The following is a 22,262-nucleotide window of genomic DNA, read 5'->3' as shown; positions in this document are numbered from 1 at the left end:
ATGAAACAAGTTTTTACGTTGAGTTGGACCGTAGATCATTCTTTCGAGGGTGTAGCGGTTCGTGAATTTTTAAAAGAACATGATATTTCCAAAGCTTCGCTGACGGACATTAAGTTCAGAGGAGGAGCAATTGAAGTAAATGGAAAGCATGCAACGGTGCGATATATTCTGCAAAAAGGTGACGAAATCAAGGTGGCGTTTCCACCAGAAAAAACAAGTGAAAGTCTTCTCCCTAAAGCTATACCTTTAGATATTGTATACGAAGATGAGTATATATTAGTTTTGAATAAGCAGCCAAACATGCCAAGTATACCTTCTCGAGAACATCTAACGTGGTCGCTAAGTAATGCTGTGCTCTATTATTATGAGCAAAATAACATTAACTCGACTGTTCATCTTGTGAATAGGTTAGACCGAGACACATCTGGGCTGCTTATTGTCGCTAAGCATAGGCACGTTCATTACTTATTCTCTAAAGCACAAAAAGAACATGAAATTAAACGCGTGTATCGGGCTTTTGTTCATGGTAAGCTTGTTGGCAAGGAAACGATAGAGGCACCGATTGGCCGAAAAGAGTCAAGTATTATCGAACGGGAAGTAAGAGAAGATGGGCAGTTTGCTATTACACACTATGCGGCGCTTCGTCCGTATTCTTCTTTTACAGAAGTTGCTCTTTCGCTTGAGACGGGGAGAACTCACCAAATTCGTGTTCATATGGCTTATAAAGGATATCCACTGCTTGGAGATACCCTATATGGCGGAACGAATCATCTTATTTCTCGTCAAGCTCTCCACAGCTATGAGCTCACTTTTTTTCATCCTTTTTTACAAGAAACTTTGTCTTTTACAGCACCTTTGCCGCCAGATATGCAGAAACTTCAAATCGTAAGATAAAAGTCGCTTTTTAAATGAAAAGCGACTTTCTTTTTACACGAAGTCGTTAAATTTTCCCTCTACATAGGGCATAGATGAAGGCACCGATATAATATTCCCTTCAGGATACTGAAACGCTGTTAAAGCCCCTCCAAAAACTGCGCCTGTATCAATATTGATGGTATTATGAATTTTTCTGGCTTTTACTACGGGTGTATGCCCATACACGATAAAAGGTTTTCCGTTATAATGTTTGGCCCAATCCCGTCGGACAGGCATGCCGTTTAGATGTTTTTCACCCGTAATGTCTCCGTATAGCACAAAGGTTTTTACTTTTTTATCCGTTCTGCCGATGTATTCAGCTTTAAGGCCGGCGTGAGCAATAATTAATTGATTTTGATCAAGCTGCACATATAGAGGTGATTGTTCATAAAGCTCAATGAACTTTTTTTTAATGAATTTCTGTTCTCTTGAAGGCAAAGCTTCGTACTCAGCAACGGTCGTTTCTAACCCATGAGTAATCTGCACTTTGTTACCGCAAAAGAAGCGATATAGCTTATTGCAGTGATTGCCTGGACAGTAGTAAGCTTGCTGATGCTTTATTACAAGTGACCATACGAGCTCAATCACTTTTAGTGAATGAGGTCCCCGGTCTGTTAAATCACCTACAAATCCAAGGCGCCGTCCGTCAGAGTGGACAGGAATCCCGTCTTGCCACTCATACCCAAGTTTTTCTGTTAACGCTTTTAATTCATCATAGCACCCATGGATATCGCCTATTATATCTACTTTCATCTTTTATCCACATCCTTAAGAGGTTTTTCCTTTGACGATATAAAATTACCCTTATATGGAGCAAACTATGTGTAGAACTTATATATTATTGGGAAAAGAGTAAAGAGCTGTGAGTTGAAAAAAAACAAAATTCATCATAAAGTTAAATGAGTTTTGTGCGACAGGGAGGTTGAAGACATGACAGATTCAATTGAAAAAGAAGAAAAGGCATGGTTCGCCGAACATTTATTATCACTTTTAGAAAAAAATGAAATCGATGCATTTCGTGAAGAATTTTTACATATGCATACGTATGACCAAGCTCAATTTTTTGAAGAATTAGATGAGCCTTCTAGATTTGCGCTGTACGAGATGTTATCTCCGGAAGAAATGGCGGATATCTTTGAAAATGTAGAAATACGAGAAGAAGATTATCAAGAAATTCTCTCAGAAATGCATCCGAATTTTGCAGCAGACATGCTGTCGGAAATGTCGGCGGATGATGCCGTTGACGTATTAAATGAATTGGATAAAGAACAAGTGGCGAGCTATTTAACGATTATGGATGAAGAAGCAGCCGATGAAATTAAAGAGTTGCTTCATTACGAGGAATATACCGCTGGAAGTATTATGACCACTGAGTTTGTGGCCATTCGTGAAAATCAAACCGTACATTCAGCTATGCACATTCTACGCAGGGAAGCTCCAGAAGCGGAAACGATTTATTATGTATTTGTTATTGATGAACAAAAGCATCTAGCAGGTGTTATTTCTCTTCGTGATTTAATTATAGCAGATGAAGATACGATGATAAGCGAAGTGATGAATGAACGAGTCGTATCAGTGTCAGTGGCAGAAGACCAAGAAGAAGTTGCGCGTATTATGCGCGATTACAACTTTCTTGCGCTTCCAGTTGTTGATTTTCAGCAGCATCTTCTCGGGATTATTACGGTTGATGATGTGATGGATGTTCTTGATGAAGAGGCATCGGATGACTATTCTAAATTAGCCGGTATTAGTGATGTAGATGATACGATTGATCACAATCCTTTAGTAGCGGCCAAAAAAAGGCTGCCTTGGCTGATCATTTTGCTGTTTTTAGGAATGATGACAGCGAGTTTAATTGGACGTTTTGAAGATACGTTGAATCAAGTAGCTATTTTAGCCGTATTTATACCTTTGATTGGCGGTATGGCTGGTAATACAGGAACACAGGCATTAGCCGTTGCGGTTCGCGGACTGGCGACGGGAGAAATCGAAGAAGAAAGCAAATTTAAGCTGTTAATCCGAGAAGCAGCTACCGGAATGATTACGGGCGCGTCATGTGGACTTTTAGTCGTATTAATTGTTTATATTTGGCAAGGAGATCTCATTTTAGGCGCTTTGGTAGGCGTCTCTGTATTTTCAACATTGATCGTGGCTACACTAGCAGGAGCGTTTATCCCGCTTCTCATGCACAGGTTTAAAATTGACCCTGCAGTCGCATCAGGACCATTTATTACAACGATTAATGATCTTATCAGTATTTTAATTTACTTCGGCCTAGCGACAACATTTATGAGTTACTTAAAATAATGACAGGAACTTTAGAATTCGGCATGAGTAATCATGTCGGATTTTCATTATCAGTTCATATAGTTGACAGAGAACCTTCAAGCTTTTATGATTAACCTTTAATTTTGAATACTAACGTCTTCGTTTTATAAATAGCGAAGGTAAAAGGAGGGGAATCTAATGGAACAGCACGCGTCCTTTACATCACTTGTTATCGTCATTAGTTTGGCCTTTTTAACGCCTATACTGTTGCATCGGTTTAAACTCAACATTATACCTGTAGTCGTAGCTGAAATTATTATGGGGTTAATTATAGGGAAAAGTGGTTTTGACCTTGTGGAGCAGGATATGTGGCTTGAAACACTTTCGACTCTAGGCTTTATCTTTTTGATGTTTTTAAGTGGTTTAGAAATTGATTTTTCGGCTTTTGCTGGAGGAAATTCAAAAGACAAAAAGGCATCAGGAGCAAAGGTGCCAAATGCTTTTTCCATTTCTATACTAGTGTTTGCAGCTATCTTTGCGGTTTCACTATTTTTGTCCTATGTTTTTGTATGGACCGGTTTTATTGATAATGCCTTTTTGATGACGCTTATTATTTCTACCATTTCACTAGGAGTAGTAGTGCCGACATTAAAAGATGCACAGATTATGAAAAAGCCGATTGGACAGACCATTTTACTGATTGCGGTTATTGCGGACTTAGTCACGATGATTTTACTAGCCGTATTTGCTTCCGTCTATGATAAATCAGGAAATAGCAATACATGGTTGATTTTAATTTTATTTGGAGTAGGAGTGATTTTATACTTCATAGGGAAGCAGTTTAAAAATCGATCGTTTCTTGAGACAATGTCTAAAGGTACAATTCAAATCGACACGCGCGCCGTATTTGCACTCATTATCATTCTAGTGGGCCTCTCGGAGTCAATTGGTGTTGAAAACATTTTAGGCGCTTTTTTAGCGGGATCACTCGTTTCTCTTCTTGCGCCCAACAAAAACTTAGTCCATAAATTAGATTCGTTTGGCTATGGATTTTTAATTCCTATCTTTTTTGTGATGGTAGGAGTGAAGCTTGACGTTTGGTCATTGTTCAGTGATAAAAAAGTGCTGATTTTAATGCCTTTATTATTCATTGCATTATTAATATCCAAGCTAGTCCCAGCGTTAATCTTAAGAAAATGGTATGATATGAAAACCGTTTTGGCATCGGGTTTTCTTTTAACATCGACTTTATCACTCGTTATTGCGGCAGCAACGGTTGGCGAAAATATTGGTGTGATTGATTCACAAATGTCCGGTGCGCTGATTTTGGTGGCAATTATTACATGCATTATTACACCTATTATCTTTAGAAAGCTGTTTCCAAAGCCAGAGATCAGTGACAGAAAGCTGAAGGTTAATATGCTCGGTGCAAATCAATTTACACTCCCGGTTATTCGAGAAATGGATCTTGATTTATATGATGTTACGATTTATCATCCTACTCAGGACAAGATTGAAAACCGTACGTCCGATTCCATTTTTAATATCGTCGACATCGATGGGTATAGTAAGGAAACGTTAATACGTATGGGGATTTTAGATGCGGATGTATTAGTTGTGACAACAGGGGAAGAAGAGAGAAATAGCGACATTGCTCTATTTGCAAAAGAACATGGTACAGAACGGGTTATTGCCCGCGTAGAAAGTCCTGTATTAGATGAAAAAATGAAAGAAAATAACATTGAAGTTTTTTCTGTGCTGTTATCTACAACGGCATTGCTAAAAGCTTTAATCGAATCGCCAAATATTTTAAATATCTTAACGAATCAAGAAACAGCACTTTATCAAATCAATATGCGTAACCCTAAATACGAGGGGGTGGAGCTTCGTAAGTTCCCATTTACAGGAGATGTGATTTTTGTTCGAATCTTTAGAGGCAAAGATTCCATTGTACCTCACGGCGATACGGAGCTTGAATTTGATGATCGTTTGATTGTAACGGGGTCTCGTTCGTATGTGAATGAATTGCGTATGCTTCTTGAGTATAAAATTAGATAAAGATATTTAGCTGGATTTAGTTTTCTACCTGATTGAATGAGAGTAAAAGGCTGAGACAAAAGTATTTTAGCCCAAGTGAAAAACGAACCATTGATCAAAATTTTTGATTAGTGGTTCGGTTTTTTTTTTGTTATGGTGAATATAGGTTTTATCTGTTTAGTTCCTTCTAGCAGTTGATGGGAGGGCAAAGCGAAGTCTTGCACGGGAATCAGCTGCGGTGTAACAAGCGGCTCAGCTAATGTATCCTATTTGTGCGTCTTTAGATTGAATTAATTTCGTTATATCTCAACCTCTTTTATTGTGTTTTTTCAAATGCTGGAAACAAAAGTACAGCGCTGATTTTAATTCCAAAAAGGCTACCGCAAAAAAATAAACAAGTTTTTCCGTGTGCAAGCATACATTTTTAAAAGAACGATAACAAGCAATTGGAGGTATGCTTCATGACTAACTCAAAATCTAAGTCAGAAGAAAATGAGCCGCTAATGTACATTGTCCAGCCAAACGCTACGCAAAACCAGCGTTCTATGCAATATTATTTTAGTTCAAAACAGCAAGACGATAAAGGAATAGAGAAAGAGCATGTGTTAAAAGAAGAGCCCAGCTTTTCTTCCATTCAAGAAGTCAAAGAGCCTGACGTAGAAAAAGTGGAAGAGATTAAGCAAGAAAAAGAGGAAGAGCGTTCAATTGTTCCCGTGGATATACCGCAATCAGAGACTAAAAAGCCAAATAAAATGTTTCAGTCTATGACGATTAAAGAAAAAGTTGAATTTCTATGCAGCTTCCCGCCTCATATGTCTCAGCCAATTTGTGAAATTACGTGTCAAAACCAAAAATATATAGGAACAATTTTAGAATTAAAAGAAGGAAGTTTATACGTAAGCGTTCCTCCTAATAAAGAGAAAACAGTATTGACATTTCATGATATTCAGACCATATCTATCGTTAAAATTTAAGTGATTCTAAAAGCTAACAGTGAAGAAGCACGTTAGCTTTTATTTTCACAAGTTTGTGAATGCACGGAGGAATGAAGATGACATGGATTTATCTAACATTATTTGTCTTTGCGACGTTTCGACTTACTCGTCTAATTGTTTTTGATAAAATTACAGTGTTTATTCGTAAACCGTTTCACAAAATCGTAGAAGATCAAGATGAACAAGGAAATACGGTAACTTACCTAGAGATAAAAGGGAAGGGACTGCAAAGATGGATTGGAGAGCTGCTCAGCTGTTATTGGTGTACGGGCATATGGTGTGCGGTAGGGATTTACTTTAGTTATGTAGCGGTCCCACACATTGCTATTCCTATCATTACAATCTTAGCTATTGCAGGATGTGCGGGAATTATAGAATCGTTTATGAAATAAATGGACGAGTTAAAAGACATATTGAACATCAATATGTCTTTTAATAATTAAGGGAAATTTAGTACAACTTTATTTAAAAAAGGGATACCTTCTTGCCACTCTTCGCTATAAAAAAAGCCTTCTAGAATAAATGAAGTCGTATCAGAGGACAGCGGAATGACTACTTGAAAAGAGTCAAATAGTAATTTGTCTTTTGGCTTTAATACGGTTTGCTTAATAGGTTTGATCCAATATTCACCGTCATTTTGAATTTTTTCGTTCCATTTTGGATGAGCATAGCGCCATTCTAAAGAAGCAGAGGGGATACTAGAAACTTCAATGTCTTTTTCATCAATGATCTTCCCGCTTAATATAGCCGAAGCATTGGGCTTCATTTTTAAGCAAAGCACGGGAGAGCGTAAAGTACTGCTCGTTTGATTTTGAATAATTACGTTGCCGAATATCATCAGCTCGCTTTCATCTTGTTCTGGCAGCAGTAAAGAATGTTGAAAAAAACAGAGGATATCACTCTTTTCAAATCTTTCCACGGGTTTTTCTACAATTTTTTCGATTACTTTTTCCACAATCTTTTCTTCAATAACGGGCTGTTTTCTCGAGGCTTTTTCTCGAAATGCTTCTGCAATAATTTTTTGTTCAGAAAGCTCGTTTCTCAGTAAATCCAGCTCTTTTTCTAATCCTTCAATTTCTACTTCTTTTTCAGATGTAGAAAGCGTCTCAGCGTGTTTTTTCTTCCAAAACGATGTATTTTCTTTTTCTCGTTCTAAAGCTCGTTCATAGCTTTTTAATTGGTTTTGTACGTGCCGAATTTCTGATTTATAGTGAATGAGCTTTTGTTTTAATTGAGTTAAATCATCTTTAGGGGAAGGGGAGTTACGACTCATCTAGTAGTCTCCTTTCCTGCTGAGCTATGAATTAATTTTGTAAACCTAAGCTGCCCACAGCAGTTTTATTTATATGTATGCACAAAGCTTGTAAACGATGAAAAAAGAGGAGAAATATTCTCCTCTGATGGTATCTAATTAATCAAAATCTGTTTCAAAAGAACTTTCGTAGCTGCTGCTTTCCTCACAATCATCGTGATGGTGGCGTCTTCCAGGGAAAATCGCTTCACATTGAGGTGGATATTCAACAGGTGCGCAACCGCTGGCTGCATCTATAATTTCAGGGCGAGGATAGCAGAAGCTGCCTTCCACTTCAATTTTAACATCTTTTTCAATTTGTACACTGAAACATAACACGAGCTCAAAGCTTAACAGCTGTAAGTCACAGTGTGACAATCTGATAGAACCGCCGGATCCTTCAAAAGAATCAAGGTGAACAACTGGCTCTGTGCCTTCTGGAGCACAAAGGTAAAACGTTTGATGTGTCTTCCATGGAATATTGCAAGAAGTAAGTTCATGATGTTTGTGATGACCACCTAAATCAATTAACTTAATCTTATAGAACCCACTGATTGACAATCTAACTTCATGAAGAATAACCACTTCTCCATCTGGTAACACGATTTTTCTAGCGCGGCGACCACCGTGTGGCACAAGTTCAATTACTTTATCCAGTGCATCTTCATCTGAAGGATCCACAGGTTTACCGTCACTATCTGTTAAAATAATTTCCACTTCTACGTCATGCCCTAAATCTTTAAGTGCTTCTTCTTCAAATAATGAAGTGTCGTTCGTAAAGATTTGTGGTAAAACAACTTGACGTCTAACCCAGTCGTACACTTTAGGCACGCGGATACATAATGATTCAAAAAGTTCTCCCATTTTTAAACCTCCTAATTGTAATTGTCCTTCCTTTACGCTTTTCGTTACTAGGTATCGGACTACTATAGTGTATGAATGACCTGCTTTTATGTTCCTTAGTAAAAGCGGAATTTATCGGAATAAATTCTAGTTGGAGCGAGCATAAAAAATGAAGGAAATAATAAACTCAATTACAGCATATTCATGTTAATAAAAAGTGTTATTCATCTTTAACTGATTTTTTAGAAGTAGTGGGTTATTTATAATGGAGGAGTGAAGGGCATGAGTGAGGAAAAAACAAAACAATATATTGCTTCATTGAAGTCAGAATTGGCTTTTTATAAAGAAGAATATCAAAAATTCAAACATCAAGAATTTGAATATGAAGATATTAAGGAAGAGTTAGCGGAATTAAAGCAAAAGCATGAAGAAGAAAAAAGAAAACTAGAGGAAAAAATAGATTGGCTTAAAGCATGCGTCAATGAACAAAAATCAAAAACCGAACAGTCCATTGTACAGTACAATCATGAAGCACAAGGAACCATTCAAGAGCTGCAAAAACGGCTGCGTGAAGTGACAGAGCAAAAGGGAGGAGAAAGATCACGAGTAAGAAAGCCAAAAAACAGCACGGATTTATTTTTGTCCATGCAGCGCAAAATGGACAAATAAGATAGAACGTCTTTCTTTAGTCCTGAATATAATGTTATAGATAGGATGCTGTAAAAAGGAGGGAAACATGATGTATTATCATTATAATTATAATCCTAATCAATACCCTCAGCCCCTGCCTTATCATCCACAACCAATGACAAAACAATCGGTGAAGAAAGGGCAGGCTATTCCTAAGCCAGTCCAGTACCCTTCTCCAAAACAAGGTGGTTGCGGCTGCGGTTCAAAGTTACCAAAGCGATAAGCAATAGAAGCATTGTCACTCGGACAATGCTTTTTTACATGGAGTGGAGAGTGGAGAGAGGTGTAGAGATGCCGGATTTTTTCGATGAATTTGAACGGTTTTTTGAACAGCATATGATGGGAGAACATCGAAAGAGAATGAAAGAAGTAGAAAAAGCAGAAAAGCAGATGGAACAGCAAGAGAGGAAACTGCAGCAAAATGTAAAAAGACTTGATGAGCAAGATGCTGAAGATCCGTTTGGACAATGAAATTTAATGTACACAGTTGAAAAGCCCATACAAAATCATTTGAGTGAACATACAGTATAGAGAGTAAAACAGAGGGGGTGTAATATTATGGGCTGCGGATTTGGCTACGGTGGTTGTGGTTACGGTGGTGGCTACGGCGGTGGTTTTGCGTTAATCGTTGTATTATTCATTCTATTAATTATTGTTGGTTGTGTTTGTTTTTACAATTAATCCCTTCTATGAATAAGGCACAGAAAAGTGCGGGTGAAGTTTCACTCGCACTTTATTTTTTTATTAAATGTAAAGGGCACCATCTAGGCACATGGTGCATACGATGAAGTATAAATAAAGGAGGTCATGCAAAATGGATAATAATATGTTTAAAAATATAGAAAAGAAAACAGGCGTTAATATGAAGGATATTTTTGAGCTTGCGAATTCTGTACAAAATGCTAACTTTAAAGATGAGCAAACGGTGCGTAATATTGTAAAGCGAGTAGCACAAATTGCGAATAAGCCAATTTCAAAACAAAAAGAAGAACAAATTGTTAAGGCGATTGCAAACAATAATCAGTCCATTGATTTTGCGACCATCGCTAAAATGCTAAATGAGAAAAAATGATTTAATGTTTTTATATAAAGTCCTGACGTGTCAGGGCTTTTTTCCATTTATGCAATTTCATTTGTTTGAAATGCGTTAGAATCAAGATCAAACAGTTCCGGATGCTGTGCTAAGTAATTAATTTCTTTAATACGATGAGCGATAGGAGGGTGAGTTGAAGTGGCTTGATTCAACCACATAAAAAAACCTTTTTCCTGTGAGTGCGTATGAACAAATTCCTCCTGATTTACTTTTTTATTTAGACAACGCCCAACCGCAAGTATAGTGAGTGCTTGAGTGGCAGCTTTTGCATTACCAATCGCAACGGAAGCTATGCGATCACATGTATATTCACAGGCTCTAGAGTAAGCTTTTCCTAAAAAAGGAACCCAAAGAGCAGGTAGAATAAGTGAGTGGTAGAGTGTATGCTTACGTTTTATATGAACTAATTCGTGGGCAATAATAAAAGAAAGTTCTTTTTCTTGATTATCTTCAATCATTTCAACAATATCCGAGTATAAAACGACAAAGTGACGTCCAAAAAAACGTGTAGCAAACGCGTTTAATAAGCCGCCTGATTGAATAATATAAATATCGGGCAGCTCTAAATCCAGCTCTGAAGATAAATGTTTTGCCTGATGATAAGTGTGCGGGAACTGCTTCTCTGTCAATCTAACTCCATTATTGCGAATTTGAGCAATAGAGAAACCGTGGAGCATAAATGTAATTAAAAAACCGATTGCAATGTAGATAATACCGACGAGTGAAATAATTAAAAGCAAATAGGTTAATAAGCTGATAACCATACATAGAATGAAAAAAATCTTTTCATTTTCATGAATAAGCTTTGCGTTCAATAATGGAACCTCCTAAAATATAGTAATATAGTACATAACGTAGTTTAACGCATCTACTTATGAATATCTACCTCTTAGTGGAATATTTGGTTAATAGAAGCAACTAAACATATTAAACCTACATTCACATGACAATAAAAAGTACGAACTGTTAATCAATAATTCTGATTAACAGTTCGTACTTCAATTTAACTAAAATACTTTTGTCCCAGCCTCTTTTTCCTTTATACTTTTTTTATAAAAGACTTCAGGAATCTTGAAGGATAAGCAGTTTTACCTCTTCTAGTTTGCGGAACGGATAAGTAAAGTGAATTTTGCGCACGCGTCATGGCTACATATAAAAGGCGCCGCTCTTCTTGAAGCGGCACATCATCTCCGCCTCGATAAGCTTCGAGTGCATAATCATGAGGCAATCCTCCGTCTACGCTGCTCAGTACGTATACATGCTTATATTCAAGACCCTTTGCTCGGTGAATGGTGGTTAGCTGAATACTTTCATTGAATTGCTTGCTTAAAGCTTTCATCTCTGTGTTCATGGCAATCATATGATCCACATGCTCTAAGAGTTCAGGTACGGTTTTGAATTTACGTGCTACAACTTTTAAATCCCGCACGTCATCCGAACCTTTTTCCATCATATTTCCTTCATTTCCGCGTTTTTTAACAAAATCATCGAATCCCATATCTTTAGAAATCGTCTCAAGTGCCAAAGAAGGAGACATTGATTTTAGCGACTTGAATAAAGGAATTACTTTCTTGAGCTTTTTTTGCTGAAACGGTTTTAAATCTTGAAGATATTCAAGCGCATCAATAAATGTACCGTCATGAAGAATACTTGCTGCTTTTAAGTCATTGACTGCTGTTTTCTTTAAAAAGAGCGCGTTCACTAAATCTTGCAGCGAACTTGCATCATTTGGATTCACGCTCAAGCGTAGAAATGAAAGTAAACTTCGAACCATTCGTCTTTTATAAAACGAATCTGCATCTTGTTCGATTGAAAACGGCAGGTTTGACTGCGATAAACGTTCAAAGATGGCACGTGAAGAAGCGTGAGTTCGGTACAAGACCGCGAAGTCAGTTGGAGAAGCGCCTTGCTTAATCTTTTCTTTCATATCCGTTACAATCATTGTTGCTTCTTCTTCTTCGTCATATGGAAAGAAGAAGGTAGGTCGCAACTCATTATCAAACTGGGCAGCCATTTCTTTTTGTCGGCGAGCTGTATTTCGTGCAATCACTTTATTAGCGGAAGAAACGATGGCATGAGCTGAACGATAATTTTGGTTTAACGTAATAACAGTTGTATGAGCAAAATCTTTTTCAAAATTTAAAATGAACGAAGGGTCGCTTCCGCGAAAAGCGTAAATTGATTGATCATCGTCTCCTACGACACACAAGTTTTTAGAGTCTTCACTTAGCATTTTCATAATTTTATATTGAACTTTATTGATATCTTGAAATTCGTCAATTAAAAAATAGCGAAACCTTTTTTGGTAACGAGTTAGTAAATCGGGATTTTGTTTTAGCATTTCATAACATCCATATAGCATGTCATCAAAATCGAATAGCTGTTTTTGCTTTTTAACTTCTTCATAGCGACGATATAAAAAGTGAACATCTTGTTCCCACTTGTCTTTTGGGCGCACATCTTTCACTCCAACAAGCGTGTTTTTCCAATAGCCGATTTGCTGAAGTGCCTGATCAAACGGAAAATCTTTTTCATCCACGTGGAGCTCTCTTGCTGCTTCTTTCACGATCTGTTCTTTTTGCCAATCCCATTTCAGAAGGCGATCCATTTGCCACGCTTGAGGATTGTGATGAACAATCATACGTAAGAAAATGCTGTGAAAAGTTCCAACTAGCATTTGACGAAGATGGAAGCCGGACATCTTTGGATATGTAGCTAATCGTTCTTTCATTTCTTTAGCTGATTTAGCCGTGAAAGTCACCAGCATAATGGATTTTGGATCAATTTGTTTTTCTTGTATCATATATGCGGTGCGAGCTGTTAACACACGCGTTTTGCCGCTTCCTGCACCGGCTAGAATAAGGAGAGGTCCTTCTGAATGTGTAACAGCTTTCCATTGGTTCGAATCTAATTCAATACCGCTCTCTTTAAATTCATTTAAATAAGGAGAGTCAGAGTGTTTAGGAACAGGTGGTTTTGAGCGAAAAGCAGGAACACTTGAAAAAGGTGCGGAAGACCTCCATGTCGCTTTCTCTTTTGCAGTTGAATTTTTCTCACCAATAGCTCGTCCTTTAGGAATACGAAATCCATTAGTTTCTCTATATTCAGCCGGAGTTTCTTTTATTTGTTGTACAGCTGTTGTTTCTGATAGTGTGTCTGAACACTCTTCTCTTTCATGGGGAACTTGAGCATGATAAAAGTAAGGAGAATGTTCAATCCCCAGATATAATTTAACTGGTTCTCCGCAGTGAGCACATATTATTTCTCCTCGGAGACTAGCTTCATATAAATATTGAAATCGGTCTCTAGCCGTTATAGCAAGGTTAAGTATCTGATTTTGATAAAGTGCACGTTGCAAAAAACATGGCCTCCTTTGTAAAACATGAACAATCAATAGTAAATAAGAGGGGGGTAAAGCAAGAAGCCGCTCTCGTTCTACATCGATATAGATGTGTATATACGCACAGTTTTTATTCCATAATCAAAGTCTATCATATCAAAATCATCTTTTTTTAAAAAGAGCACGGATATTTTTGGAGGGATAGGATGTAAAAAAGGGTATATATTGAGTAAGAGGTCACATATGTTCAAAAAAAGCGGTATAGATACAAAGTGCTATCTGTTCTGAACGAGTCTAGAAGAGGGGTTAAGTGAGCTGTTTCAATGTCGATACTTCTTGCGAAAAATACTGGGGTCTGGGAGTAGAAGGTATCTTGAAAAAGAGGAGGGTTCATATGGGATATATACTGCCCGTCACGCCTTATCAATCTATTCAATATGCAAATCGCCTTCAAAAAAATAATGCTTCTTTTTCAAATCGTATTTGGCCTATTGAGAAAAAAAGCTTTGACGAAGAGTTTGAATCGCGTTCTCATTCACTGGGGTTGACGCCAAGTTCAGTACAAAAGCGAAAAAAGCTTCAAGCAGCAGAGCGTGTATACAGAGAACTAACAAATAAGGGCCTAGTGATTAATACACGTGTCTAATAGAAAAAATCGTGAACGCGGCAGAATGCATGCGCTCACGATTTTTTAACAAAGTAATGAACAAGTAAAAAACATTTTAGTAAGATTCAATAAAAAGAGTACTGCCCTGCTGCCATTCAGCATAAAGCACCTGTTTATAATCGGTAAATCCCTGTTTTTTCAATTGTGTCTTTAACCAGTCTTCATCAAAGCCTGACTGAATTAAGTTTTTTAAAAGCAAACGTCCATCACTGACGAATGCGATAGGTAAAGCAGGTTCAGAAGGAGGCAGGTGTAGGTCGCTTCTTGTTGGCTTAGCATAATCAGATTTTGGCAATACGCTTAGTGATCCATCTGTTTCTAAAATTGCATATTCAACTTCACGAATGGAAAATATGTCTTTTGAACGAAGCATATGAAGGAGCTGATCGATATCTAATCGATTTTTACTAAGTTCTTTGTACGAAATTTTTCCCTTTCGAATAATAATAGATGGGCGTCCTTCTAAAAACAAGCGCAGGCGAATGTTTTTTTGAGTAATAACTTCAGTCACATAAATAAGCGCTCCCCAAAAGATAACAGAAAACAAAATTTTTCCTACTCCTACTTCTGAGTCATATAATGCGTTTCCTACTAACTCTCCCAATACAAGAGCAGAGATAAAATCAAAGGTGGTAAGCTGAGTAATCGTGGCTCTTCCTAAAAATTTAGTTAAAATAAACAAGCAGATAAATCCGAAAAAAAGCTCTAGTGCAATTCCGATAAGTTCATCCATATTTTCACCTAATTCACATGATTAGGTATTAGTATAAGCAAAGCGAGGGTTCTTATCCTTTAAAAAAGCAAAAACACTAGGTTCAATTCCTAGTGTTTTTTACTTAGTTTCTTTACCATCTCTACATGTGGAATTCCAGCATCCATAAATTCACCTGAAACCGTTACGTAGCCTAGCTTTTTATAAAATTCTTCCGCATGCGTTTGAGCATGCAGCTTAATCTTTTCAATCTCATGCTCTGCTGCGAGCTCTTCTAACTTATCCATTAAAAGCTTTCCTACACCGTCTTTTCGATAAGAAGAAAGAACGCAGATTCGTTCGGCTTTTCCATAGTCCTCTACTATACGGAAGCGTCCTGCCCCAATTGGTGCAGTTCCTTTGTATACAACTAAATGCAGGGCTTCGGAATCGTATTCATCGATTTCTTGCTCTACATCAACCTGCTGTTCTTCTACAAATACTTTTTGACGTACGAAGTAAGCATCAGAATGATCTTGTTTGTTCGTTAGTACTTTGATGTTCACGTATTTTATCCCTTTCCAAGACGAAATGTTTCAAACACAGTCCATGTTTCATTTTCGAGCTGGTACATTAAATGAAAACGATCTACTGTTTCTTCATGAGCGACATCTACAAGTTTCAACTGGCTATACACATCTAAGTGCTCATCATCTGAAAGTCGTTGGCCAATTGTGATATGTGGAATAAATGAATACTCGGTTGGCTGTTCGAGATTGCCTTTATGAAGTTTATTGTAAAGTGACGTCAGTTCTGGCTTTTGTTCCACTTTTAAGTAAATAACGTTATTGGCTGGTGAAAATGAGCTTACTTTCGTTACATTTAATGTAAATGGATTTGTTTCTTCGGCAATTTTACGCAAGTTAGCCGCAATTTCATCAATTTGGTCTTCTGTAGCTTCAAAGACTTCTTTTAATGTAAGATGAGGCGGAATTAATGAATAGTGAGAATCATATCGTTTTCGATAAGAATTCGCTACATCTTGCAATTTTTTAGATGGAAAAAGTACAACGCCAAATTTCATAAAAAATCCCTCCAAAGTAAGATCATAAAATATGTATAAAGCGAGCTTATTATAACAAATTTTCAAAAAATATGATATCTTTCTACTTCAACATGTATTGAAGCGAACGCTTTACGTCTTTTTGCCAGTATTTCCACGTATGGTTTCCATTAAATTCTTCGTAGAAAACAGAATATCCACGCTGCTTCATTTGTTCATGCAACAGGCGGTTAGGCTCAATAAAGTTTAATATACCATCTTGTGTGGTTTTGACATCCGTTTCTTCCGTTCCAATAACATGATACAAATCAAGAAGTGAAGGAGAAGCAAATGAGTTGACCGTTTGTAATACAGCATCGTTCACGAAAGGAGAATGCATAATTACTTTCCCGAACGTGTGTGGATACGCAATGGCCGTCAGCAGTGAAACTGTAGCAGCAAGCGAATCGCCAATTAGAACACGCGATTTTCCCATTTGATATGTAGGATATGTTTTATCCAAAAATGGCACAAGCTCATGTGCTAAAAAGCGAATATAAGCATCTACTTGCTTTCCTTCTGGATGATACTTATCACGTCTGTCTTCTACGCTTTTGTATGGAATTCCAACAAAAATAGTACGATCGATTTCTGACTCGTTCATTAAATCATCGATTAAACGAGGTGTACGTCCGTACATAACATAATCTTTTCCGTCTTGGGCGATAAGTAGAGAATACTTATAGAGCGTAGAATAGTTTGACGGCAAATAGACTAGTAATGTGACATCTTCTTGCAGTGCGTCACTATAAAAAGAAATTTCTTCTAACTTCCGCTTACTTTCTGACATGAATAATCGACTCCTATGCATTTGAATGAAAGCGTTACCTTTATTGTAACACATTTTCTAACAACCGTTCTTTATTTTATTGTAACGAATTTTTTAGCGAATGACGAGAAAGAGGCATGCGTCATTAAAAAAAGCGCTTCAGAATCGACTGAAGCGCTTTTGGTTAATCTAATTTTTTCATTTTTTTAAACATAGCTTTTTCTGCTTGGCTGGCTTTTTCTAGCGGCTTCTTCGTATATTCCTCTTCTTTTTCATCAATCGAAACCAATTCTGTGTCATTTTTTACATAACTTCGGATATTGCGCGCACCAAAATAGCCGTTTACATCTTTCAAAATAGGCTTGTTTTCTTTTTGATCATAAAGAGTATATGAATTCTCTTCTTTAACGATAGCGTAGTGATTCCCTGCTAGAAGAGCTACGGCTTCTTTTTCGCTTTTTCCAAAAGTAGATATGAGAAACAGAACGATTAAAACGATAAAGAAAAGGGCTGTTGCGCCAATGAAAAATAATAATAAGCCTCTGCTAAATTTACTTTGTTTTTCTTCCACAGTAGACAAACCTCCTGATTAGATAATTTCATTATAGCAAGTAAATGTAATGAGCGCCTAAAGAGATATGTGACGAGTTTATGAACTCAGGCGGATGAACAAAAAAGGTTTTTAGCACCTCTCATCGAATTTAGTATAAAGAGAGACAACAACTTGAAAAGGAGAGAGAGATATGACAGCGAAAAAAATCCCAACGAGCAAAGAAGTAGCCAAGGCAACATTTAATTTGCTGGAAGAGCGTGGCGTAACAGTTTTGGATATTGCTGAAATTGTGTATGATTTACAGCTTCCTTATCATCCAGCTCTAACCATTCAGGAATGCGCTGAAAGCGTAGAGAGAGTACTGCAAAAGAGAGAAATTCAGCATGCGCTTCTAGTTGGAATCGAACTTGATAAGTTAGCTGAGCAAAATAAATTATCAGAACCTCTTCAAAGTATTGTAGAGCAAGACGAAGGGCTGTTTGGCGTTGACGAAACGATTGCTTTAGGTGCCGTTTTAACCTATGGCAGTATCGCTGTTACGACCTTTGGCTATTTAGATAAAGTAAAAGTAGGCATTATTGAAAAGCTGGACTGTAAAAAAGAAAAAGGAGTTAATACCTTTTTAGATGATTTGGTAGCGAGCGTAGCTTCTAGTGCGGCAAGTCGTTTGGCTCACCGTCAGCGTGATGAACAAGAACAGCTGCAAGAAGGCAATCCGGCTACGTAATAAACTTCTTTTAGTATGTATATAAGCTGCGTAAATTAACGCGTCAAAATGATTTAGTCTTTTATTTGAATAACGGAGGCTAGGCACGTAGAAGATACGTGCCTAGCCTCCGTTAATGGAACGATTTATGGCTGTAGTGAAGTAGTCATAAGATAGCTTAAGTTTTCCAGCCCAAGACTTTCATAAAAAGCACGTGCTTTTTCGTTAAATGCCCATACGGTAAGCTGGAGGTCACTTGCTCCTTTTTGTACAGCCCACTGTTTCGTAGCAGAAAAAAGACCTTTTCCTACGCCGTAATTTTGAAAGCCTTTTTTTACACCAAAATATTGGATGTATGCTGTATAGGAAAGAGGAGCTAATGTGGTGGGAGGGTTATATTTTAATTCAACAACAGACGCCCCAATAATTTGATTTCGATATTGAGCTACAAGAATATCAATGGTTGCATAATAAAGAGTAGCTTGATATTGTTCCGGAGATAAAACAGCCATTTGGGTATCAAACATAGAAGGAAGCGCATTTGCGTGGAGTTCTAGTGATTCCCCTAATATTTTATTTACTTCTGTATAATCATCTAGTTTTGCAGTGCGATAGATAATATCCATACACACTTCACCTACTTTTTAAAAGTTGTGCTTTATCATATGTAGCAACTTAGAAAATGTTAAATGAGAATGAAAACCTGAAAAATTTAAGTGAAGAACGGCACTAAACAGAGCATATATTTTATGCTCTGTTTGATGTTGTAGTTGAAGAATATATAAGGGCGAAACATTAAATTCTAGTTTCAGCAATAGCATCGCGTACTTTTTCAAGCGAGTGTTTAGAGGTGTCTTTATTCGCAATCATTACATTAACATACAAAGCATCAATGAGGCTTAGCTGTCCAATTCTCGAGGCGAGAGCTTCAGATCGATATTCGGTTTCTTCTGAACTTGTATAAAGAGAAACGTCAACGTTTTGACTTAATGGAGATTTAGGAAAACCCGTGATCCCGATCGTTTTGGCACCGTTCGCTTTTGCTGTATTTAAAATGTTCATCGTGTCTTTATTTGTTCCAGAATGAGAAATCACTACCGCTACATCTTGTTTCGTCAATTGAGAAGCTGACATAAGCTGGAAGTGGGAATCGATAAATGCAAACGTTTTAATTCCTGTTCGCACAAATTTATGAAAAGCATCCATAGCCACGACTGAAGAGCCTCCCGTGCCATAAAATTGAACTTTATCGGCCTTCATCAGAAGTTTCACGGCTTTTTCAATAGCATTGCCCTCTAGTATTTGTAATGTATTCTCAAGCGTTCTCACGTTGGAGCGAAAGATTTTTTCAGCGATCGTTTTTTCATTATCCGTTTCAGCAATTTCCTCATGAATCTGCTGAATGGGTGTCATAATTTCAGCAGCCAGCGCTATTTTCATCGCTTGATAGCCCTTGAAGCCAATTCGTTTACAAAAGCGAAAGACCGTTGCATCAGCTACATTTAAATCGTCTGCTACTTCATTAATGGTACTGTGAATAATTTGTTCTGGCTGTTCTAAAATATAATTTGCAATTTTTTTCTCTTTTTCACTGAATCTAGCATAGTGAGAACGAATTTTTCCTAAGCAATTTTGCGTCATAACTGATGTTCCTTTCCACGAATTTAGTAGTAAAAAGAGTATAGCACAAAAATATGTGTGAAAAAAATTTTCTTGTAAACGATTGCAAAATGAAAAATAATTCGTATAATGAAGGTAATGTGAAATTTTTTTTCAAAGGGAGTTTGTAAAATGAAAATTGGATTAATCGGTTTAGGAAAAATGGGATATAATTTATCATTAAATTTAATGGACAACCATCATGAAGTTGTAGCTTATGATGTGAATAAAGAAGCGGTAGAAAAACTTTCAAATGAAGGAGCGGCTGGTGCCTTTACTATTGAAGAGTTAGTCAATGAACTTCCCTCTTCACCTAAAGTTGTATGGGTTATGGTTCCGGCTGGAGAAGTAACGGAAAATGTTATTACAGAACTAAAAGATCTTCTGTCAGAAGGAGATATTGTAATAGATGGAGGAAACTCTAATTATAAAGAATCTGTTCGACGTGCTAACGATCTTCAGGAAAAAGGTATTTACTTCTTTGATGTAGGGACAAGCGGCGGAATGGAAGGCGCAAGAAACGGAGCGTGTACAATGATTGGCGGAGATGCAGAAGCATTCCGTACAATTGAACCAATTTTTAATGATATTTGCGTAGAAAATGGATTTATGTATGCAGGTAAAAGCGGAAGCGGTCATTTTTTAAAAATGGTTCATAATGGTGTAGAATATGGAATGATGCAATCCATTGCTGAAGGATTTGAAGTTCTGGAAAAAAGTCAGTTTGATTTCGACTATGAAGCCGTAGCGCGCGTTTGGAATAACGGATCTGTTGTTCGCTCTTGGTTAATGGAACTAACGGAAAATGCGTTTTCAAAAGATCCTAAACTAGATAGTATTAAAGGAGTCATGCAGTCTTCTGGTGAAGGGAAATGGACCGTAGAGACTGCCCTTGATCTTCAAACGGCAACTCCTGTTATTGCTTTATCGCTAATGATGCGCTATCGTTCATTAGAGGAAGATACATTTACAGGAAAAGTTGTAGCAGCACTTCGAAATGAATTCGGCGGTCACGGTGTTGTAAATAAGTAAAGTAGTAAAGTAGGGGGACAGCAGCATGAGCAAAAAATATGCAATAGGTGTAGATATCGGAACAACGAGTACAAAGTCTGTATTGTTTTCAGTAGACGGTACAGTCATTGCTAACCATGGGATTGAGTATCCACTATACTCGCCTACGCCCGCGATGGCTGAGCAAGATCCTGAAGAAATTTTTCAAGCAGTTGTACGTACCATTCAAACGGTTGTAAAAACAAGCGATGTAAAACCTGAGGATATTTTATGCGTTTCATTCAGCTCAGCTATGCACAGTGTTATTGCCGTTGATCAGCAGGGAAAGCCGCTGACAAAATGTATTACGTGGGCGGATAATAGAAGTGCAGAATGGACGGAAAAAATTAAAAATGAATACAATGGCCATGAGATTTATTTACGTACGGGCACGCCTATTCATCCGATGTCGCCGCTTTCCAAGCTAACATGGCTTTCTAATGAACAGCCTGAATTAGTGAAGGGAACACATAAGTTTATTTCAATTAAAGAATATGTATTCTTTAAGCTATTTAACGAATATGTTATCGACTATTCGATTGCATCAGCAACAGGTTTGTTTAATCTGAAAAATCTTGCGTGGGATGAAGAAGCACTAAAAGTAGCAGGTGTTACAACCGATCAGTTATCCACTCCTGTTTCAACCATGCATCAGTTAAAAGGGTTAAACCCAGAGCTTGCAGTTGACATGCATTTACTTCCGGATACGCCCTTTATTGTAGGTGCAAGTGACGGTGTATTATCAAACTTAGGCGTAAATGCAATTGAACCAGGCGTTGTTGCGGTGACAATCGGGACAAGCGGAGCGATTCGAGCAGTCACTGACAAGCCAGTAGTCGATCCTAAAGGTCGTATTTTCTGTTATGCGTTGACAGAAGACCACTGGGTAATTGGCGGCCCTGTAAATAACGGAGGCATGATTTTCAGATGGGCTCGCGATCAGTTTGGAGCGTCGGAAGTGGAAACAGCTAAACGTCTTGGAAAAGATCCGTACGAAGTATTAACAGATATTGCGGCTTTAGTGAAGCCGGGAGCAGACGGCTTATTGTTTCATCCATACCTTTCAGGAGAGCGCGCGCCGCTTTGGGATGCAAATGCTAAAGGCTCATTTTTTGGCCTAGGTCTGCATCATAAAAAAGAACATATGATTCGTGCCGTACTAGAAGGCGTTATTTTTAACTTATATACGGTGTTATTGGCACTTGAAGAGTTAATTGGAGAGCCTACAAAAATTCAGGCAACAGGCGGATTTGCACGTTCCGCACTTTGGCGTCAAATGATGGCAGATATCTTTAACCAAGAAGTATCCGTGCCGGAAAGTTTTGAAAGTTCGTGTTTAGGAGCAGTTATCCTTGGCTTATATAGCCTTGGCGAAGTTGACTCATTAAACGTTGTTTCCGATATGGTTGGAGCGACTAATCATCATTATCCAATCAAAGAAAACAGTGAAGTATATAAAGAGTTAACGGCTATCTATATTCGTTTGGCTCGCTTATTTAAAGAAGAATACGCAAGCATTACGGCTTTTCAAAAAAAATACGTACATTAAGTTTAAAGATCATCGCTTGAAGCTGTCAGGCGATGATCTTTTGT

Annotated in this window: 26 protein-coding genes; 14 read left to right on the top strand and 12 right to left on the bottom strand. The window is 37.6% G+C overall.

The features are described 5' to 3' along the window. Complete coding sequence (locus N178_RS09225; protein ID WP_045291894.1) at positions 1–894, top strand: RluA family pseudouridine synthase; 894 nt, start codon at positions 1–3, stop codon at positions 892–894. Positions 895–927: 33 nt separating this feature from the next. Here the strand turns inward: N178_RS09225 and prpE are convergent, their stop codons facing one another. Continuing rightward, entirely contained in the window at positions 928–1,668 is a 741-nt protein-coding gene (gene prpE, locus N178_RS09220; protein WP_045291893.1) for a bis(5'-nucleosyl)-tetraphosphatase PrpE, read from the bottom strand. 177 nt (positions 1,669–1,845) lie between these two features. Between prpE and mgtE the strand changes: the two genes are divergently transcribed. The 4 genes from mgtE to N178_RS09200 all read left to right on the top strand — a co-directional run bounded on the left by mgtE (position 1,846) and on the right by N178_RS09200 (position 6,607). Next, positions 1,846–3,222: a magnesium transporter gene (mgtE, locus tag N178_RS09215; protein ID WP_014461563.1), complete on the top strand. Its 1,377-nt coding sequence runs from the start codon at positions 1,846–1,848 to the stop codon at positions 3,220–3,222. 159 nt (positions 3,223–3,381) lie between these two features. Further along, on the top strand, positions 3,382–5,241 hold the full coding sequence (locus N178_RS09210) for a monovalent cation:proton antiporter family protein (RefSeq protein WP_045291892.1): 1,860 nt from the start codon (positions 3,382–3,384) through the stop codon (positions 5,239–5,241). 440 nt (positions 5,242–5,681) lie between these two features. After that, positions 5,682–6,194 (top strand): CotO family spore coat protein, encoded by a 513-nt coding sequence (locus N178_RS09205; RefSeq protein ID WP_045291891.1) that lies wholly within the window; start codon positions 5,682–5,684, stop codon positions 6,192–6,194. Between the two features lie 77 nt (positions 6,195–6,271). Continuing rightward, positions 6,272–6,607: a DUF1360 domain-containing protein gene (locus tag N178_RS09200; RefSeq protein ID WP_045291890.1), complete on the top strand. Its 336-nt coding sequence runs from the start codon at positions 6,272–6,274 to the stop codon at positions 6,605–6,607. Between the two features lie 47 nt (positions 6,608–6,654). Here N178_RS09200 and N178_RS09195 read toward each other — a convergent pair whose 3' ends face one another. Continuing rightward, entirely contained in the window at positions 6,655–7,488 is an 834-nt protein-coding gene (locus N178_RS09195) for an OmpH family outer membrane protein (protein WP_045291889.1), read from the bottom strand. 138 nt (positions 7,489–7,626) lie between these two features. Beyond that, on the bottom strand, positions 7,627–8,370 hold the full coding sequence (locus tag N178_RS09190) for a BMQ_0737 family morphogenetic spore coat protein (RefSeq protein WP_045291888.1): 744 nt from the start codon (positions 8,368–8,370) through the stop codon (positions 7,627–7,629). A gap of 261 nt (positions 8,371–8,631) precedes the next feature. On the opposite strand from N178_RS09190, the gene N178_RS09185 reads away from it, so the two are divergent. The 5 genes from N178_RS09185 to spoVIF all read left to right on the top strand — a co-directional run bounded on the left by N178_RS09185 (position 8,632) and on the right by spoVIF (position 10,111). Continuing rightward, positions 8,632–9,018: a hypothetical protein gene (locus tag N178_RS09185; protein ID WP_045291886.1), complete on the top strand. Its 387-nt coding sequence runs from the start codon at positions 8,632–8,634 to the stop codon at positions 9,016–9,018. Between the two features lie 67 nt (positions 9,019–9,085). Beyond that, positions 9,086–9,262 carry a hypothetical protein gene (locus N178_RS26990; protein ID WP_165351683.1) on the top strand — a complete coding sequence of 59 codons (177 nt, stop codon included), beginning with the start codon at positions 9,086–9,088 and terminating at the stop codon, positions 9,260–9,262. A 50-nt stretch (positions 9,263–9,312) separates the two neighbouring features. Then, the gene (locus N178_RS09180; RefSeq protein WP_232217001.1) at positions 9,313–9,510 is read left to right on the top strand and encodes a hypothetical protein; all 198 of its coding nucleotides are present in this window, start codon (positions 9,313–9,315) and stop codon (positions 9,508–9,510) included. An 87-nt stretch (positions 9,511–9,597) separates the two neighbouring features. Further along, positions 9,598–9,720: a YjcZ family sporulation protein gene (locus N178_RS25850; RefSeq protein WP_013055448.1), complete on the top strand. Its 123-nt coding sequence runs from the start codon at positions 9,598–9,600 to the stop codon at positions 9,718–9,720. Between the two features lie 133 nt (positions 9,721–9,853). Then, positions 9,854–10,111 (top strand): sporulation-specific transcription regulator SpoVIF, encoded by a 258-nt coding sequence (gene spoVIF, locus N178_RS09175; RefSeq protein ID WP_013055449.1) that lies wholly within the window; start codon positions 9,854–9,856, stop codon positions 10,109–10,111. 47 nt (positions 10,112–10,158) lie between these two features. Here the strand turns inward: spoVIF and N178_RS09170 are convergent, their stop codons facing one another. Together N178_RS09170 and N178_RS09165 are read right to left on the bottom strand one after the other, a co-directional pair. Further along, the gene (locus tag N178_RS09170) at positions 10,159–10,947 is read right to left on the bottom strand and encodes a M48 family metallopeptidase (protein ID WP_237758432.1); all 789 of its coding nucleotides are present in this window, start codon (positions 10,945–10,947) and stop codon (positions 10,159–10,161) included. 224 nt (positions 10,948–11,171) lie between these two features. Beyond that, the gene (locus N178_RS09165) at positions 11,172–13,490 is read right to left on the bottom strand and encodes an ATP-dependent helicase (RefSeq protein WP_045291885.1); all 2,319 of its coding nucleotides are present in this window, start codon (positions 13,488–13,490) and stop codon (positions 11,172–11,174) included. Between the two features lie 376 nt (positions 13,491–13,866). Between N178_RS09165 and N178_RS09160 the strand changes: the two genes are divergently transcribed. Next, positions 13,867–14,118 (top strand): hypothetical protein, encoded by a 252-nt coding sequence (locus N178_RS09160; protein WP_045291884.1) that lies wholly within the window; start codon positions 13,867–13,869, stop codon positions 14,116–14,118. 76 nt (positions 14,119–14,194) lie between these two features. Here N178_RS09160 and N178_RS09155 read toward each other — a convergent pair whose 3' ends face one another. The 5 genes from N178_RS09155 to N178_RS09135 all read right to left on the bottom strand — a co-directional run bounded on the left by N178_RS09155 (position 14,195) and on the right by N178_RS09135 (position 17,272). Next, positions 14,195–14,872, bottom strand: a complete 678-nt coding sequence (locus N178_RS09155) for a DUF421 domain-containing protein (RefSeq protein WP_045291883.1) — start codon at positions 14,870–14,872, stop codon at positions 14,195–14,197. 89 nt (positions 14,873–14,961) lie between these two features. Next, the gene (locus N178_RS09150) at positions 14,962–15,396 is read right to left on the bottom strand and encodes a GNAT family N-acetyltransferase (RefSeq protein ID WP_045291882.1); all 435 of its coding nucleotides are present in this window, start codon (positions 15,394–15,396) and stop codon (positions 14,962–14,964) included. A gap of 5 nt (positions 15,397–15,401) precedes the next feature. Then, positions 15,402–15,914, bottom strand: coding sequence for a YjcG family protein (locus tag N178_RS09145; RefSeq protein ID WP_045291881.1), 513 nt, complete (start codon positions 15,912–15,914; stop codon positions 15,402–15,404). An 82-nt stretch (positions 15,915–15,996) separates the two neighbouring features. After that, positions 15,997–16,722, bottom strand: a complete 726-nt coding sequence (locus N178_RS09140) for an alpha/beta hydrolase (RefSeq protein WP_028412337.1) — start codon at positions 16,720–16,722, stop codon at positions 15,997–15,999. Between the two features lie 163 nt (positions 16,723–16,885). Further along, positions 16,886–17,272: a hypothetical protein gene (locus N178_RS09135; protein ID WP_045291880.1), complete on the bottom strand. Its 387-nt coding sequence runs from the start codon at positions 17,270–17,272 to the stop codon at positions 16,886–16,888. Between the two features lie 172 nt (positions 17,273–17,444). Between N178_RS09135 and N178_RS09130 the strand changes: the two genes are divergently transcribed. After that, the gene (locus tag N178_RS09130; protein ID WP_028412335.1) at positions 17,445–17,981 is read left to right on the top strand and encodes a phosphatidylglycerophosphatase A family protein; all 537 of its coding nucleotides are present in this window, start codon (positions 17,445–17,447) and stop codon (positions 17,979–17,981) included. 125 nt (positions 17,982–18,106) lie between these two features. Here the strand turns inward: N178_RS09130 and N178_RS09125 are convergent, their stop codons facing one another. After that, positions 18,107–18,586 (bottom strand): GNAT family N-acetyltransferase, encoded by a 480-nt coding sequence (locus N178_RS09125; protein WP_045291879.1) that lies wholly within the window; start codon positions 18,584–18,586, stop codon positions 18,107–18,109. 169 nt (positions 18,587–18,755) lie between these two features. Continuing rightward, positions 18,756–19,601: a MurR/RpiR family transcriptional regulator gene (locus N178_RS09120; protein ID WP_014461544.1), complete on the bottom strand. Its 846-nt coding sequence runs from the start codon at positions 19,599–19,601 to the stop codon at positions 18,756–18,758. A gap of 150 nt (positions 19,602–19,751) precedes the next feature. Here N178_RS09120 and gnd point away from each other — a divergent pair, with 150 nt between their 5' ends. Both gnd and gntK read left to right on the top strand, forming a co-directional pair. Next, positions 19,752–20,651 (top strand): phosphogluconate dehydrogenase (NAD(+)-dependent, decarboxylating), encoded by a 900-nt coding sequence (gene gnd / locus N178_RS09115; RefSeq protein ID WP_045291878.1) that lies wholly within the window; start codon positions 19,752–19,754, stop codon positions 20,649–20,651. Positions 20,652–20,676: 25 nt separating this feature from the next. Beyond that, on the top strand, positions 20,677–22,218 hold the full coding sequence (gene gntK / locus N178_RS09110; protein ID WP_045291877.1) for a gluconokinase: 1,542 nt from the start codon (positions 20,677–20,679) through the stop codon (positions 22,216–22,218). Positions 22,219–22,262 lie beyond the last annotated feature (44 nt).

This window comes from Priestia aryabhattai B8W22 (assembly GCF_000956595.1).
Lineage (GTDB): Bacteria > Bacillota > Bacilli > Bacillales > Bacillaceae_H > Priestia > Priestia aryabhattai.
This window is presented reverse-complemented; position numbering and strand designations above follow the sequence as displayed.

Coding starts and splice junctions, on each gene's coding strand:
- N178_RS09120 (WP_014461544.1), bottom strand. CDS start 19,601: ATGACGCAAAATTGCTTAGGAAAAATTCGTTCTCACTATGCTAGATTC.
- N178_RS09225 (WP_045291894.1), top strand. CDS start 1: ATGAAACAAGTTTTTACGTTGAGTTGGACCGTAGATCATTCTTTCGAG.
- N178_RS09210 (WP_045291892.1), top strand. CDS start 3,382: ATGGAACAGCACGCGTCCTTTACATCACTTGTTATCGTCATTAGTTTG.
- N178_RS09185 (WP_045291886.1), top strand. CDS start 8,632: ATGAGTGAGGAAAAAACAAAACAATATATTGCTTCATTGAAGTCAGAA.
- N178_RS09160 (WP_045291884.1), top strand. CDS start 13,867: ATGGGATATATACTGCCCGTCACGCCTTATCAATCTATTCAATATGCA.
- N178_RS26990 (WP_165351683.1), top strand. CDS start 9,086: ATGATGTATTATCATTATAATTATAATCCTAATCAATACCCTCAGCCC.
- N178_RS09140 (WP_028412337.1), bottom strand. CDS start 16,722: ATGTCAGAAAGTAAGCGGAAGTTAGAAGAAATTTCTTTTTATAGTGAC.
- N178_RS09195 (WP_045291889.1), bottom strand. CDS start 7,488: ATGAGTCGTAACTCCCCTTCCCCTAAAGATGATTTAACTCAATTAAAA.
- prpE (WP_045291893.1), bottom strand. CDS start 1,668: ATGAAAGTAGATATAATAGGCGATATCCATGGGTGCTATGATGAATTA.
- N178_RS09200 (WP_045291890.1), top strand. CDS start 6,272: ATGACATGGATTTATCTAACATTATTTGTCTTTGCGACGTTTCGACTT.
- mgtE (WP_014461563.1), top strand. CDS start 1,846: ATGACAGATTCAATTGAAAAAGAAGAAAAGGCATGGTTCGCCGAACAT.
- N178_RS09130 (WP_028412335.1), top strand. CDS start 17,445: ATGACAGCGAAAAAAATCCCAACGAGCAAAGAAGTAGCCAAGGCAACA.
- N178_RS09145 (WP_045291881.1), bottom strand. CDS start 15,914: ATGAAATTTGGCGTTGTACTTTTTCCATCTAAAAAATTGCAAGATGTA.
- N178_RS25850 (WP_013055448.1), top strand. CDS start 9,598: ATGGGCTGCGGATTTGGCTACGGTGGTTGTGGTTACGGTGGTGGCTAC.
- gntK (WP_045291877.1), top strand. CDS start 20,677: ATGAGCAAAAAATATGCAATAGGTGTAGATATCGGAACAACGAGTACA.
- N178_RS09155 (WP_045291883.1), bottom strand. CDS start 14,872: ATGGATGAACTTATCGGAATTGCACTAGAGCTTTTTTTCGGATTTATC.
- N178_RS09125 (WP_045291879.1), bottom strand. CDS start 18,586: ATGGATATTATCTATCGCACTGCAAAACTAGATGATTATACAGAAGTA.
- N178_RS09190 (WP_045291888.1), bottom strand. CDS start 8,370: ATGGGAGAACTTTTTGAATCATTATGTATCCGCGTGCCTAAAGTGTAC.
- spoVIF (WP_013055449.1), top strand. CDS start 9,854: ATGGATAATAATATGTTTAAAAATATAGAAAAGAAAACAGGCGTTAAT.
- gnd (WP_045291878.1), top strand. CDS start 19,752: ATGAAAATTGGATTAATCGGTTTAGGAAAAATGGGATATAATTTATCA.
- N178_RS09205 (WP_045291891.1), top strand. CDS start 5,682: ATGACTAACTCAAAATCTAAGTCAGAAGAAAATGAGCCGCTAATGTAC.